The following is a 13,640-nucleotide window of genomic DNA, read 5'->3' on the forward strand; positions in this document are numbered from 1 at the left end:
GACGTGCGTCACTTCTTGGTGGCGGACGGCTTCGGTCCGATCTTGGGGCGGTCCGGGCGTACGGAGAAGGCGGTGTCGCCCGCCACGGCGACGATCGCGTCCTTCACGAGCAGCAGGCTCGGGACCGTGGTCTCCGGCGAGTTCCCGGGGTCGTCCAGCTTGTCCGTGCTCCACCGCGCGGCGCCGGTCGCGCGGTCGAGCGCGAGCAGCCGGCCGTAGCGGTTGGCGAAGAAGAGGTCGTGGTAGGTCGTCGACAGCGTCGGCTTCGACAGGTTCTCGATCTGCGTCTCCCGCTGCCAGAGCCGGGCGCCGTCGGTGACCCTGATCGCGGTGACGGTCCCGTCGGGCCGCACGAAGTACACGACGCCGTCGAGGAGGGTGACCGAGCCGCGCGGGGGGCTCGCCAGGGGGATCCGGACGAGGGCGCCGCCGGCCGGGTTCACCCTCAGCAGGCTTGAGAACGGTGTGTCCGTGTCGTCGGCGAACTCGTCCTCCGCCGCGTTCCTCGGCACCGCGAACAGCGGCTGCCCGGCGACGGTGCCGAGCGGCACCACCCCGCGGGGGAGTGTGGCGAGGTCGTGCGCCGTGCCGTCGGCCGGGTCGAGGCGCACCAGGCCGGTCGAGCCCGTGTCGGTGTTCTCCGGCGTGCACAGGCCGTAGGGGACGCCGTCCAGGGCCAGCGGGGTGCAGGAGTTGCCCGCCGACGACTTCGCCGGTGTCCGCCACAGGTCCTTGCCCGTTCTGGCGTCGAAGGCGACGAACTCCGTCCCGTCGTCCCCGTCGTCCGACTTGGCCAGGACGCCGCCGTCGAACAGGACGGCGGGCCGGACTTCGTTGATCGGGCGGTACCAGACCCGTCTTCCGGTGCCGGCGTCGAGGGCGACAAGCCGCCAGGTCTCGCGCACGTTCAGGCCCGGCTTCTCGTAGGTGTACACGATCCCGTCCCGGACGCCGACCGGCAGCGTGGTCTGCGGGGTGTGGCCGACCCGCCACTGGACACGGCCGGAGGCGGCGTCGAGCTTGGCGACCGTGAAGCCGGACCCCGCGCAGTACAGGGAGGAGCCGCCGGACACACAGCCGGACTCCGAGCCGCTGATGGAGATGTCCGCGTACGCCTTGTCCGGGGCCTGGGTGAGGTTCGCGCGCCAGGGCTTCCAGCCGACGGGGAGCGCCGCGGCGGGAGAGGCGGCGGCGCGGGACGCGGCCGTGCGCCCGCCGGGCGTGCCCTCGGTGCTCTTCGGGCGCGCCACCATGTAGTACACCGACGCGGACACCATGGTGACGGCCAGGGCCGCGCCGAGGGCGACGAGGAGACGCACCCGGCGACCGCGGCGGCCGGCACCGGCCGGGGCCGTCGTGTCACCGCGCTCGCGGGCGGGCCCGCGCCCTCTTGCGACGGTCGACGGTCCCGACGCGGCCGGGGCGGTCGGCACGTCCGGCAGGTCCCTGAACAGCCGGTGCAGCTCGGTGAGGTCGGGCCGGGCGGTCGCGTCCTTGTCCAGGCAGCGCTCGGCGATGCTCCTGAGGGGCTCCGGTACGCCGTCCAGGACCGGCTGTTCATGCACTACCTGATAGCCCGTCATGTACGGGCTGCCGCCGTCGAAGGGACGGTTGCCGGTGGCCGCGTACACCAGCAGCGAGCCCAGCGAGAACACGTCCGAGGCGGCGGTGACGTCCCGGGGCGAGGCGAACTGCTCCGGGGACATGAAGGGCGGGGTGCCGATCAGCCGCCCCGTCACGGTGAGGGTCTGGTTGTCGGCGGCGCGCGAGATGCCGAAGTCGATGACGCGCGGACCGTCCTGCGCCAGCAGGACGTTGCTCGGCTTCAGGTCCCGGTGCACCACGCCCGCCTGGTGGATGTCCCGCAGCGCCTCGGCGAGCCCCAGCGCCAGCGTACGCAGCGCGGGCCCGCCCAACGGGCCTTCCTCCGCCACGATTTCGGCCAGCGTCCGGCCCGGCACGTACAACGTCGCCATCCAGGGCGCTTCGGCGTCCGGATCGGCATCCACCACGGGGGCGGTGAACGCCCTGCTCACCCGGCGGGCCGCCGCGATCTCCTGCCGGAAGCGGACCCGGAACTCCTCGTCCTGCGCGTACTGGGCGTGCACGACCTTGACCGCGACCTGCCGTCCCGAGGCCGAATGTCCCAGGTATACGACGCCCATGCCGCCGCTGCCGAGCCGGTCGACGAGCGTGTAGCCGCCTATGGACCCGATGGACTCCGATTCCCCGGTGCTCAGCGGCATGGCCGGTTGCCCTTCCCAAATCCCCTGTGTCGCACGCCTGTTCCGCGGCATCACATTAGTACCTACGCCACAGGGGGCCGCGCGTCAGGCTCACTTCGCGACGGTACGGGGGAACGCCGTCCAGACGAGGGAGCGGATTGCCGAGTGTAGATGTGGAGAGTCACCTTGGAGACACGAAGAGTGAAACCCGGGAAGTCGGGGGAACAGGGTGAAGGCACAACACTCGGCGCTCTGCGTCGAAGAGGCGGAGGTAACGGTGAAGGAATTGCGGGCGGCGCTGCGATGAGGCCACCGACGAAGCCGCCGATCGGCTCGTACGTCGTCGACACGCACACAGGGAAGGTGGGCATGGTGATGGGACACGAGGGACCGTACGTACAACTGAGAGCGCTGGGCGGGGGCAAGGAGTGGGACGTCGCCCCCGACGCCGTCCGGCGGGCCACCGCGGCGGAGCGGCTCGGCGCGGCCACGGCGTATGCGAACGCACGCGGCCACGGTGACGTCCCATGAGCGGGCGCCGTCCCGCCACGACCGGTGCGGGTGCCAGGGGCAGGCCGCCCGCGGTGAGGAGCAAGAAATACGGCACCCTCCGGCGCATGCCCTCGCGTACGCGAGAATGGGCCCATGAGTCTGTTCCGCGACGACGGCATCGTGCTGCGCACCCAGAAGCTGGGTGAGGCGGACCGGATCATCACGCTGCTCACCCGCGGTCACGGCCGGGTACGGGCCGTGGCCCGTGGCGTGCGGCGGACCAAGTCGAAGTTCGGGGCGCGGCTCGAACCCTTCTCGCACGTGGACCTGCAGTTCTTCGCGCGGGGGAGCGAGCTGATCGGACGCGGCCTGCCGCTGTGCACGCAGAGCGAGACGATCGCTCCGTACGGCAGCGGGATCGTGACGGACTACGCGCGCTACACCGCCGGTACGGCCATGCTCGAAACCGCCGAGCGGTTCACCGATCACGAGGGCGAGCCCGCCGTGCAGCAGTATCTGCTGCTCGTCGGCGGGCTGCGCACCCTCGCCCGGGGCGAGCACGAGCCGCACCTCGTCCTCGACGCCTTCCTGCTGCGCTCCCTCGCCGTGAACGGCTACGCGCCCAGCTTCAGCGCCTGCGCGAAGTGCGGGATGCCGGGACCGAATCGGTTCTTCTCGGTCGCGGCGGGAGGTTCCGTCTGCGTGGACTGCCGGGTGCCCGGCAGCGTCGTACCCTCGGCGGGGGCCCTCGAACTGCTCGGCGCGCTGCTGACGGGAGACTGGGAGACCGCGGACGCGTGCGAGCCGCGGTACGTCCGGGAGGGCAGCGGGCTGGTGTCGGCCTATCTGCACTGGCATCTGGAGCGCGGGCTGCGTTCACTCCGGTACGTGGAAAAGTAAGACTGAGGGAGACGAGAAGCACATGGTCGTACGCGGGATCCTGGGACGCCAGCGCCGCGAGTACAAGACGCCGCAGCCGCACCCGTCCGGTGCCGTCGCGCCCAAGCTCCCCGGTGAGCTGATCCCGAACCACGTGGCGATCGTCATGGACGGGAACGGCCGCTGGGCCAAGGAGCGCGGGCTGCCGCGCACCGAGGGGCACAAGGTCGGCGCCGAGCGCGTCCTCGACGTGCTGCAGGGCGGGATCGAGATGGGGGTCGGCGCCATCTCGCTGTACGCCTTCTCCACCGAGAACTGGAAGCGCTCGCCCGACGAGGTGCGCTTCCTGATGAACTTCAACCGCGACTTCATCCGCAAGACCCGCGACCAGCTCGACGAACTCGGCATCCGGGTCCGCTGGGTGGGCCGGATGCCCAAGTTGTGGAAGTCGGTGGCCAAGGAGCTCCAGATCGCCCAGGAGCAGACCAAGGGCAACGACCGGCTGACGCTGTACTTCTGCATGAACTACGGCGGTCGCGCCGAGATCACCGACGCCGCGCAGGCTTTGGCTCAGGACATCAAGGCCGGCCGGCTCGACCCGTCGAAGGTCAACGAGAAGACCTTCGCGAAGTACCTCTACTACCCGGACATGCCGGACGTGGACCTGTTCCTGCGGCCGAGCGGCGAGCAGCGCACCTCCAACTACCTGCTCTGGCAGAGCGCCTACGCCGAGATGGTCTTCCAGAACGTGCTGTGGCCGGACTTCGACCGGCGCGACCTGTGGCGGGCGTGCGTCGAGTTCGCCCAACGCGACCGTCGCTTCGGCGGGGCTGTCCCGAACGAGCAACTGCTCGCGATGGAGCAGGGCATGCGGGGCCGCGCGGAATAGGGCCTGAGCGGAGGGCCTGATGCGTGAGGGGGCGCTCCGTCAGGAGGCGCCCCTTCAGGGGCGCGGGGCTGTCACATGTGCGGCTCCGCCGCGTGCGCGCGCCCAGCCCCCACGAGCCCGCAGATCACAACGAACCCCGGCTACCCCTTAGCGGCAGCGCACTCCGCACACGTACCGAAGATCTCAACGGTGTGGGCGACGTTCACATAGCCGTGCTCGACCGCGATCGCCTCCGCCCACTTCTCGACGGCCGGGCCCTCGACCTCGACCGCCTTGCCGCAGACGCGGCAGACGAGGTGGTGGTGGTGCTCGCCGCTGGAGCAGCGGCGGTAGACGGACTCGCCGTCGGAGGTGCGCAGCACGTCGACCTCGCCGGCGTCGGCGAGGGACTGCAGCGTGCGGTACACGGTGGTGAGTCCGACCGAGTCACCCTTGTGCTTGAGCATGTCGTGGAGCTCCTGCGCACTGCGGAACTCGTCCACCTCGTCGAGTGCCGCCGCCACGGCGGCACGCTGCCGGGTGGAACGGCCCCGAACGGGCGATCCAGCGGTTGTCACCGTTGCCTCCTCGCGTCTGCCCTTGCCCGGCCATTGTGCCAGCCCGGACTGTGCGTGGTCAGACGCCGACCTTGCGTTCCGGGCCGCGGGTGGCCGGAATCGCACACTCCGCGGGGTCTCCGGCCCCCTGCGCGGCGGCCAGGGCCCGGGCCCGGCGCCGGGCCAGCGGGGTCGCCAGCACGGTGAGCGCGATGAACGCGCCGATGGTCAGCAACACGATCGTCGCACCGGGCGGCACGTCCTGGTAGTACGACGTCACGGTGCCGCCGATCGTCACGCTCACCCCGATCGCCACCGCGATCGCGAAGGTGGCGGCGAAGCTGCGGCTGAGCTGCTGGGCCGCGGCCACCGGGACCACCATCAGCGCGCTGACCAGAAGCAGGCCGACCACCCGCATCGCGACCGTCACGGTGACGGCCGCGGTGACGGCGGTGAGCAGGTTCAGGGCGCGCACCGGCAGGCCCGTCACCCGCGCGAACTCCTCGTCCTGGCTGACCGCGAAGAGCTGTCGGCGCAGGCCGAGCGTGACCAGGACGACGAAGGCGGCGAGGACGCAGATCGCCGTCACGTCGGACTCGGAGACGGTGGACAGCGAGCCGAAGAGGTACGAGGTGAGGTTGGCGTTGGAGCCGCCCGGCGCGAGGTTGATGAACATCACGCCGCCCGCCATACCGCCGTAGAAGAGCATGGCGAGCGCGATATCGCCGCGCGTCTTGCCGTACCAGCGGATCAGCTCCATGATCACGGCGCCCAGGACGGAGACGGCCGTCGCCATCCACACCGGGTTGGTGGAGAGCAGGAAGCCGAGGCCGACACCGGTCATCGCCACATGGCCGATGCCGTCGCCCATCAGGGCCTGGCGGCGCTGGACGAGGTAGATGCCGACGGCGGGCGCGGTGATGCCCACCAGGACGGCGGCGAGCAGGGCCCGCTGCATGAAGTCGTAGTTCAGGAAGTCCATCAGCTCAGCAGTCCCGTCCGGATCGGTTCGGCGTCGTGAGCCGCGTGCGGGTGTACGTGGTCGTGGCCGGGCAGGGCGTGTTGGCCGACCGCCCGCGGGGGCGGGCCGTCGTGCAGGACGCAGCCGTCACGCAGGACGACCGCGCGGTCGATCAGCGGCTCCAGGGGTCCCAGCTCGTGCAGGACGAGCAGCACGGTGGTGCCCGCCGCGACCTGCTCGCGCAGGGTCTGGGCCAGCACCTCCTGGCTTGCGAGGTCGACGCCCGCCATCGGCTCGTCCATGATCAGCAGCTCGGGCTCGGAGGCGAGGGCGCGGGCGATCAGTACGCGCTGGTGCTGGCCGCCCGACAAGGCGTTCACCGAGTCCTTGGCGCGGTCGGCCATGCCGACGAGCTCCAGGGCGTGCCGTACGGCCTCGTGGTCGGCCTTGCGCAGCACGCCGAAACGGGCGCGGGAGAGCCGGCCGGAGGCGACGATCTCCGTCACCGTGGCGGGCACGCCGCCCGCGGCGGTCGTGCGCTGCGGCACGTACCCCACCCGCCTCCAGTCGCGGAAGCGGCGCCGCGGGGTGCCGAAGATCTCTATCTCGCCGCCGCTGACCGGGACCTGGCCGATGACGCTGCGGATGGCCGTCGACTTGCCGGAGCCGTTGGCGCCGAGCAGTGCGACGACCTCACCGCGGTGCACGGTGAGATCGATGCCGCGCAGGACGGGGCGAGAGCCGAGCTCGGCGGTCACGCCGCGCAGAGATATGACGGGCTCGCTCACGCTGTCCTCCTGGAACTGGGGGTCACTTGGCGCCCGACCTGGAACCGGGGGGTCACTTGGCGCCCAGCGCCGTCTGCAGCGCCTTCAGATTGGATTCCATGACCTGCAGGTAGTCGCTGCCCTTGGACTTGCCGGTGATGCCCTCGATCGGGTCGAGGACGTCCGTCTTCAGGTGCGCGTCGCCGGCGACTGTCTTGGCGGTCTTGTCGCTGACGAGCGTCTCGTAGAAGACCGTCGAGACGCCGTCGGCCTTCGCCATCTTCTCAAGGTCCTTCACACGGTTCGCGCTGGGCTCCGACTCCGGGTCGAGACCGTTGATGGCCTCCTCGGTGAGGCCGTAGCGCTCGGCGAGGTAGCCGAAGGCGGCGTGGGTGGTGATGAAGACCTTGGACCTGGTGTTCGCCAGCCCGGTCTTGTACTGGGTGCCGAGGGCGGAGAGCTTCTTCAGCAGGGTCGCGGTGTTCTTCTCGTACTGGGCGGCGTGCTTCGGGTCGGCCTTCTCCAGGGCCTTGCCGACGCCGCTCGCCACCTCGGCGTACTTCACCGGGTCGAGCCAGATGTGCGGGTCGGTGGCGCCGCTCTCCTCGCCCTTGGAGCTGTCATGGGCGGCCGCGTGCCCGCCGACCTCGTTGCCGTGCTTCTCCAGCGTGGTCAGCGAAGCGGCGTCGATCTTGGTCTTGACCTCAGACTGCGCCACGGCGTCGTCGACGGCCGGCTGCAGGTTCTTGAGGTAGACGACGGCGTCCGCCGACTGGAGCTGCGCGGTCTGCCGGGCGCTGATCTCCAGGTCGTGCGGCTCCTGACCGGGCTGGGTCAGGGTCGTGACGTGCACGTGCGTCCCGCCGATCTGCTCGGCGAGGTACTGCATGGGGTAGAACGACGCCACGACGTCGAGCTTCCCGTCGCTCGTGCCGCCGGCCGCCGTGGAGACCGAGCAGCCGGTGAGGGCGCCGAGGCCGACCGTGGCCGCCAGGGCCGCGGATCCGGCTGTGCCTATTCGAGAAGCGGCGAGGCGCCGTCGTACGTTCATGACAGTCATTTTCAACAAACCTGGAAACGATTGTCAACAAGCCTTGGGTATGCCCTGGGTAAACGAGGCGGCGTATGAGCCGGTAAGGGGCACGATGAGGCGAGGTGTCCCCGAACCGATTTGATACGAGGGTGGGCGGCGCCGGTAACCTGAATCATTCGCTGCCGTCCGTTCGTAATGAAGAGAGCACCGTGGCCGCCGACAAGATCGACACCATCGTCAGCCTGAGCAAGCGCCGTGGCTTCGTTTTCCCCTGTAGCGAGATCTACGGTGGACAGCGTGCCGCCTGGGACTACGGTCCGCTCGGCGTCGAGCTCAAGGAGAACATCAAGCGCCAGTGGTGGCGCTACATGGTCACCTCCCGTGAGGACGTCGTCGGTATCGACTCGTCGGTGATCCTGGCGACCGAGGTCTGGGTCGCGTCGGGGCACGTCGCCACCTTCACCGACCCGCTCACCGAATGCACCTCCTGTCACAAGCGCTACCGCGCCGACCACCTGGAGGAGGCCTACGAGGCGAAGCACGGCCGCGCCCCGGAGAACGGCCTCGTCGACCTCAACTGCCCCAACTGTGGCAACAAGGGCACCTTCACCGAGCCCAAGCAGTTCTCGGGTCTGCTCTCCACCCACCTCGGCCCCACGCAGGACAGCGGCTCCGTCGCCTACCTGCGCCCCGAGACGGCCCAGGGCATCTTCACCAACTTCGCCCAGGTCCAGCAGACCTCGCGCCGCAAGCCGCCCTTCGGCATCGCGCAGATGGGCAAGTCCTTCCGCAACGAGATCACGCCCGGCAACTTCATCTTCCGCACCCGCGAGTTCGAGCAGATGGAGATGGAGTTCTTCGTCAAGCCGGGCGAGGACGAGAAGTGGCAGGAGTACTGGATGCAGGAGCGCTGGAACTGGTACACCGGCCTCGGTCTGCGCGAAGAGAACATGCGCTGGTTCGAGCACCCGCAGGAGAAGCTCTCCCACTACTCCAAGCGCACCGCCGACATCGAGTACCGCTTCAGCTTCGGCGGTAACGAGTGGGGCGAGCTGGAGGGTGTCGCCAACCGCACCGACTACGACCTCGGCGCGCACTCCAAGGCCTCCGGCCAGGACCTCTCCTACTTCGACCAGGAGGCCGGCGAGCGCTGGACTCCGTACGTCATCGAGCCCGCCGCCGGTGTCGGCCGCGCGATGCTGGCGTTCCTGCTGGACGCCTATGTCGAGGACGAGGCTCCCAACGCCAAGGGCAAGATGGAGAAGCGCACGGTGCTGCGCCTCGACCCGCGGCTTGCGCCGGTCAAGGTCGCGGTCCTTCCGCTCTCCCGCAACCCCGAGCTGTCCCCGAAGGCCAAGGGCCTCGCCACGGCCCTGCGTCAGCACTGGAACATCGAGTTCGACGACGCGGGCGCCATCGGCCGCCGCTACCGTCGTCAGGACGAGATCGGCACCCCGTTCTGCGTCACGGTCGACTTCGACACCCTCGACGACAACGCAGTCACGGTGCGCGAGCGCGACTCGATGAAGCAGGAGCGTGTCTCCCTCGACCAGATCGAGGGCTACCTGGCGGCCCGCCTCATCGGCTGCTGACCTGCCTTCTCGAGCCCCCGGTTCCCCGATGTGGGAGCCGGGGGCTCTGCGCGTTCCTGGCGCGTTCCGGGTGCGTCCGGGACGCGTTCCGGTGAGTGCTGCTGGAGCCGCTCAACGACCCTCGCTCAACGACCCTGCAGCGCCTTGACGTTGTCGCCGAACGTCCAGTTCTTCGAACCGTCCCAGTTGATCGACCAGGTCATCAGCCCCTTGAGGCCGGTGCCGTAGTGGCGCCAGGCCTGGGAGACCAGGCTCGGTGCCATGTAGCCGCCGCCGGCGCCCGACTGGGCGGGCAGCCCCGGGACCTGCTTGTCATAAGGCACCTTGATGGTGGTGCCCTGCACGACCAGTCCCTTGTTCAGGCAGTCGGTCTGCGCGGTGAAGCCCTGAACGGTGCCCGCGGAGTAGGAGTCGCCGGAGCATCCGTACATGCTGCCGTTGTAGTACTGCATGTTCAGCCACCACAGGCGGCCGTTGTCCGCGTACTTCTTGATGATCGGCAGATACGCGCCCCAGATCGAGCCGTACGTGATGCTGCCGCCCGTGACGTACGCGGTCTCCGGCGCCATGGTCAGCCCGAAGTTGGCCGGCATCTGCGACAGCACACCGTCGATGATCCGGGTCAGGTTGGCCTGGGACGTGGAGAGCTGGCCGATGCTGCCACTACCGACGAGACCCGTCTCGATGTCGATGTCGATGCCGTCGAAGTTGTACTTCTTCAGGATGGGCACGATCGTCGCGACGAACTTGTCGGCGACGGCGGAGGAACTGAGGTCGATGCCCGCCGCCGCCCCGCCGATCGACAGCAGGATCGTCTGCCCGGACGCCTTGGCCGCGCACATCTGCGCCGGCGTCGCGACCTTCACGCCCGCGTCCATGCCGTCCTCCCAAAGGGCCGTTCCGTCGGAGCGGATGACCGGGAAGGCCGCGTTGATCACGTTGTAACCGTGGGTGGCGATACGGGAGTCGGTGATCGGGGTCCAGCCGAAGGGCGGGTGGACGCCGTTGGAGGAGCCGTCCCAGTTCTCCCAGTAGCCCTGGAGAACCTTCCCGGACGGGCGGGACTTCACGGCGCAGGTGTCGGCGGCGGATGCGGTGGGGGCGGTGGCGACCGACAGTGGGGTGAGGACGGCTGCGGTCAGTGCGAGGGCGAGCAGGCGCAGCTTCCGACGGATCATGCGAGGCCTCCCGGTGGGGGGGTGCGGCGAGGTGTCGTAGGCATGACAGTGCCTGCGGTCCAGACCTGTCGTCAATAGGTCTGGACCAGAGTGGGTGTCGGCTGACAGCTGACAGCTGACAGGTGACAGGTATCAGGTGACAGGTATCAGATGACAGATAACAGATGACAGATATTGAAATCTGTCATCTGTGATGCCATCGTGAACGGACACCACCCCTCCAAGCAACACCAGGGAGTCCTCATGCGAACCCGCCCCCTCGGAACCACCGGCCCCCAGGTCTCCGCCCTGGGCCTCGGCTGCATGGGCATGTCCGCGCTGTACGGCGAGGCGGACCGGGCCGAGTCCATCGCGACCATCCACGCCGCCCTGGAGGCGGGCGTGACGCTCCTCGACACCGGCGACTTCTACGCCATGGGCCACAACGAGATGCTGATCGGCGAGGCCCTGCGCGCGGCTCCGTCGGACCTGCGTGAGCAGGCGCTGACCAGCGTCAAGTTCGGCGCCCTGCGGGACCCGGACGGCGGCTGGGCCGGATACGACGGTCGCCCCGCCGCGGTGCGGAACTTCGCCGCGTACTCGCTGCAGCGCCTCGGCGTCGACCACATCGACGTGTACCGGATCGCGCGGCTCGACCCGAACGTCCCGATCGAGGAGACGGTCGGCGCGATCGCCGAGCTCGTCGAGAAGGGGCACGTCAGGCACATCGGCCTGAGCGAGGTCGGCGCCGACATCATCCGCCGGGCCGCCGCCACCGCCCCCATCTCCGACCTGCAGATCGAGTACTCGCTGATCTCGCGCGGCATCGAGGACGAGGTCCTGCCGACCACCCGCGAGCTGGGCATCGGGATCACCGCGTACGGCGTGCTGTCCCGCGGGCTGATCTCCGGTCACTTCACGGCCGACCGGCAGCTGGCCCCGACCGACTTCCGCTCCATGAGCCCCCGCTTTCAGGGCGAGAACCTCCAGCACAACCTCTCGCTCGTCGAGGCGCTGCGGAAGATCGCCGAGCAGAAGGGCGTCAGCGTGGCGCAGATCGCGATCGCGTGGGTCCTCTCGAGGGGCGAGGACATCGTGCCGCTGGTCGGTGCGCGGACCCGGGAGCGGCTGACGGAGGCGCTCGGCGCGCTGGACGTCACGCTCGACGACGCCGACCTCGCCGCGATCGAGCAGGCCGTGCCGGCGGACGCCGCCGCGGGCGACCGCTACCCGGCGGCGCAGATGGCACATCTCGGCACCGACCGCTGACAGTGCCGACAGGTACGGTTTTCGACATGGCACCGACCACCGAAGCACTGACCGCCGAGCGCATCCTCGAGGCGACCGAGGAGGTGCTGCGCCGCCACGGCCCCGCGAAGGCCACCGTGGTGGACGTGGCCCGCGCGCTGGGCGTCAGCCACGGCAGCGTCTACCGTCACTTCCGTACGAAGGCGGCGCTGCGGGAGGCGGTCACGAAGCGCTGGCTGGACCGTACGTCGCGGATACTCGCGGAGATCGCCGGTCCGTCGCCCGCGACACCCCCGGAGGCGCTCCAGCACTGGCTGGGGACGCTGTTCACCGCCAAGCGGCACAAGGCCGGCGACGATCCCGAGCTGTTCGCCACCTACTCGGTGCTGCTCGCTGAGGCCAGCGCGGTGGTCGAGGAGCACATCGCCGAGCTGGTCGAGCAGCTCTCGGACATCATTCATCGCGGCGTGATGGAGGGCGACTTCATGGCTGTGGACGGCGACTCCGTCGCGACGGCCCGCGCCGTCTTCCACGCCACGAACCGTTTCCACGACCCCGCCTACGCCCACGAGTGGGAACAGCCGGGCATCGAGGCCGAGTTCTCGACGCTCGTCACCCTCGTCCTGCGCGGACTGCGCCGCCGAATCGACTGAGTCCACGCCTCGGCGAACCGGCGAACCAATGGATCCGCCGGACAGGCCCTAACCCTCCGCCGGGTCCACCGTCGCCTGATGCGCCTCGGCGAGGTGTTCCTCCGCCTTCAGCCACGGCAGGAACTGCGCGCCCTTGCGCCAGCCGCAGGTGTCGCATCTGATCGTGCGCTGTACACCGGCGCGCTGGACATGGACGACATGCTCGCGACCGTGCTGGTCCCAGCGGCTTACCTTGCTCGTGTTGATCTGCAGCATGACACCTCCAGGTGTTACCGCTCCGCTCGCGCGGCAAGGCTTACGCAGCAAGGAGTGTGCAGCATCGGGAAGATCAATGGGGGTTCTTCGGCCGCGAGTTCACCGCGTGGCCGTACGCGATCACGATCCGTCGCCGCCCGTCCATCCTCCGCGGTGCCGCGCCGCCCCGATCTACACTCCGCCCATGACGACCGGAACTCCCGCCATCGCCAAGGACCTCGCACCGCACGGCACCCTGCAGGCGGTCGTTTTAGCTCGATCGTGTGATGGTCGGCTTCCGGGCTTGCGGCGTCCTGGGCTGATCGGGTTAACGTGATCGTGTGATCTGGGACGCCGGGTACGGCGCCAGCGTGCGGGGCCCCTGCTCCACCGGAGTGATGGTTCAGGGCCTCCCCGTCGCCTCTGGCCGTATCCACATGGCCAGGTCACACAGGGAACTGGCCTCCCGGGATCGGGCGCGCCCGGCAGTCGCAGGCCCTGGCCGCCCCCCCTCGCCCGCCCGGGGAGCTGACCTAGGATCGGCGCGTGATCGCCGAACTGCAGTGCGTGGTGCTGGACTGCCCCGAGCCGCTCCGACTCGCCGAGTTCTACGAGGCCTTGCTCGGCGGGAGTGTCAACCGGCCGGACCGGCGCTGGGCGCTCGGCGAGACCTGGTCGACGCTGCACACGCCGTCCGGTCTCGTGCTCGCCTTCCAGCGCGTGCCGGCCACGGAGTACCGCCCTCCGCAGTGGCCCGATCCCGCCCGCCCCCAGCAGTTCCACCTGGACTTCGGCGTCCCCGACCTGGACCGGGCGCGGGAACAGGTCCTGGCTCTGGGCGCGACGTTGCTGGACGTCTCCGACGGGCGGACCTGGCACATCTACGCCGATCCGGCAGGACATCCCTTCTGTCTGGTCCGTCACTGAGGAGTCGTATTCATGACGCGGGGGACAGCCGAGCTCGGGGAGCTGTT

14 protein-coding genes are annotated in these 13,640 nt (G+C 69.6%); 7 read left to right on the plus strand and 7 right to left on the minus strand.

Features of this window, described 5'->3' with window-relative positions:
• Positions 1-8: 8 nt before the first annotated feature.
• The gene (locus OG819_RS21125; RefSeq protein ID WP_266650836.1) at positions 9-2,246 is read right to left on the minus strand and encodes a serine/threonine-protein kinase; all 2,238 of its coding nucleotides are present in this window, start codon (positions 2,244-2,246) and stop codon (positions 9-11) included.
• Between the two features lie 282 nt (positions 2,247-2,528).
• Between OG819_RS21125 and OG819_RS21130 the strand changes: the two genes are divergently transcribed.
• From OG819_RS21130 to OG819_RS21140, 3 genes are all read left to right on the plus strand, one after another.
• Complete coding sequence (locus OG819_RS21130) at positions 2,529-2,756, plus strand: hypothetical protein (RefSeq protein ID WP_266624626.1); 228 nt, start codon at positions 2,529-2,531, stop codon at positions 2,754-2,756.
• A 114-nt stretch (positions 2,757-2,870) separates the two neighbouring features.
• Positions 2,871-3,617: a DNA repair protein RecO gene (gene recO, locus OG819_RS21135; RefSeq protein WP_266414084.1), complete on the plus strand. Its 747-nt coding sequence runs from the start codon at positions 2,871-2,873 to the stop codon at positions 3,615-3,617.
• A gap of 22 nt (positions 3,618-3,639) precedes the next feature.
• Positions 3,640-4,485: an isoprenyl transferase gene (locus tag OG819_RS21140; RefSeq protein ID WP_266650837.1), complete on the plus strand. Its 846-nt coding sequence runs from the start codon at positions 3,640-3,642 to the stop codon at positions 4,483-4,485.
• Positions 4,486-4,625: 140 nt separating this feature from the next.
• Here the strand turns inward: OG819_RS21140 and OG819_RS21145 are convergent, their stop codons facing one another.
• From OG819_RS21145 to OG819_RS21160, 4 genes are read right to left on the minus strand one after another with little or no spacing between them, the layout of a single operon-like run.
• Positions 4,626-5,042: a Fur family transcriptional regulator gene (locus tag OG819_RS21145; protein WP_067369822.1), complete on the minus strand. Its 417-nt coding sequence runs from the start codon at positions 5,040-5,042 to the stop codon at positions 4,626-4,628.
• Positions 5,043-5,100: 58 nt separating this feature from the next.
• Positions 5,101-6,003, minus strand: coding sequence for a metal ABC transporter permease (locus OG819_RS21150; RefSeq protein WP_266414090.1), 903 nt, complete (start codon positions 6,001-6,003; stop codon positions 5,101-5,103).
• A complete protein-coding gene (locus OG819_RS21155; RefSeq protein ID WP_266414091.1) occupies positions 6,003-6,770 on the minus strand; it encodes a metal ABC transporter ATP-binding protein in 768 nt (255 codons plus the stop codon). Before OG819_RS21155 ends, OG819_RS21150 begins: the two co-directional genes overlap by 1 nt.
• Positions 6,771-6,822: 52 nt before the next feature.
• The gene (locus tag OG819_RS21160) at positions 6,823-7,800 is read right to left on the minus strand and encodes a metal ABC transporter substrate-binding protein (RefSeq protein ID WP_266624623.1); all 978 of its coding nucleotides are present in this window, start codon (positions 7,798-7,800) and stop codon (positions 6,823-6,825) included.
• A 191-nt stretch (positions 7,801-7,991) separates the two neighbouring features.
• On the opposite strand from OG819_RS21160, the gene OG819_RS21165 reads away from it, so the two are divergent.
• On the plus strand, positions 7,992-9,374 hold the full coding sequence (locus tag OG819_RS21165; protein WP_266582392.1) for a glycine--tRNA ligase: 1,383 nt from the start codon (positions 7,992-7,994) through the stop codon (positions 9,372-9,374).
• Between the two features lie 125 nt (positions 9,375-9,499).
• Here OG819_RS21165 and OG819_RS21170 read toward each other — a convergent pair whose 3' ends face one another.
• The gene (locus OG819_RS21170; protein WP_266650838.1) at positions 9,500-10,552 is read right to left on the minus strand and encodes a chitinase; all 1,053 of its coding nucleotides are present in this window, start codon (positions 10,550-10,552) and stop codon (positions 9,500-9,502) included.
• Between the two features lie 243 nt (positions 10,553-10,795).
• Between OG819_RS21170 and OG819_RS21175 the strand changes: the two genes are divergently transcribed.
• Together OG819_RS21175 and OG819_RS21180 are read left to right on the plus strand one after the other, a co-directional pair.
• A complete protein-coding gene (locus OG819_RS21175) occupies positions 10,796-11,800 on the plus strand; it encodes an aldo/keto reductase (RefSeq protein ID WP_266624621.1) in 1,005 nt (334 codons plus the stop codon).
• Between the two features lie 26 nt (positions 11,801-11,826).
• Positions 11,827-12,432 (plus strand): TetR/AcrR family transcriptional regulator, encoded by a 606-nt coding sequence (locus OG819_RS21180; RefSeq protein WP_266624620.1) that lies wholly within the window; start codon positions 11,827-11,829, stop codon positions 12,430-12,432.
• A gap of 48 nt (positions 12,433-12,480) precedes the next feature.
• On the opposite strand, the gene OG819_RS21185 is transcribed toward OG819_RS21180, so the two are convergent.
• The gene (locus tag OG819_RS21185; RefSeq protein WP_266624619.1) at positions 12,481-12,687 is read right to left on the minus strand and encodes a hypothetical protein; all 207 of its coding nucleotides are present in this window, start codon (positions 12,685-12,687) and stop codon (positions 12,481-12,483) included.
• 525 nt (positions 12,688-13,212) lie between these two features.
• Between OG819_RS21185 and OG819_RS21190 the strand changes: the two genes are divergently transcribed.
• Positions 13,213-13,593, plus strand: a complete 381-nt coding sequence (locus OG819_RS21190) for a VOC family protein (protein ID WP_266624618.1) — start codon at positions 13,213-13,215, stop codon at positions 13,591-13,593.
• The last annotated feature ends 47 nt before the right edge of the window (positions 13,594-13,640 follow it).

It is taken from the genome of Streptomyces sp. NBC_01549 (assembly GCF_026339955.1).
Taxonomy (GTDB): Bacteria; Actinomycetota; Actinomycetes; order Streptomycetales; family Streptomycetaceae; genus Streptomyces.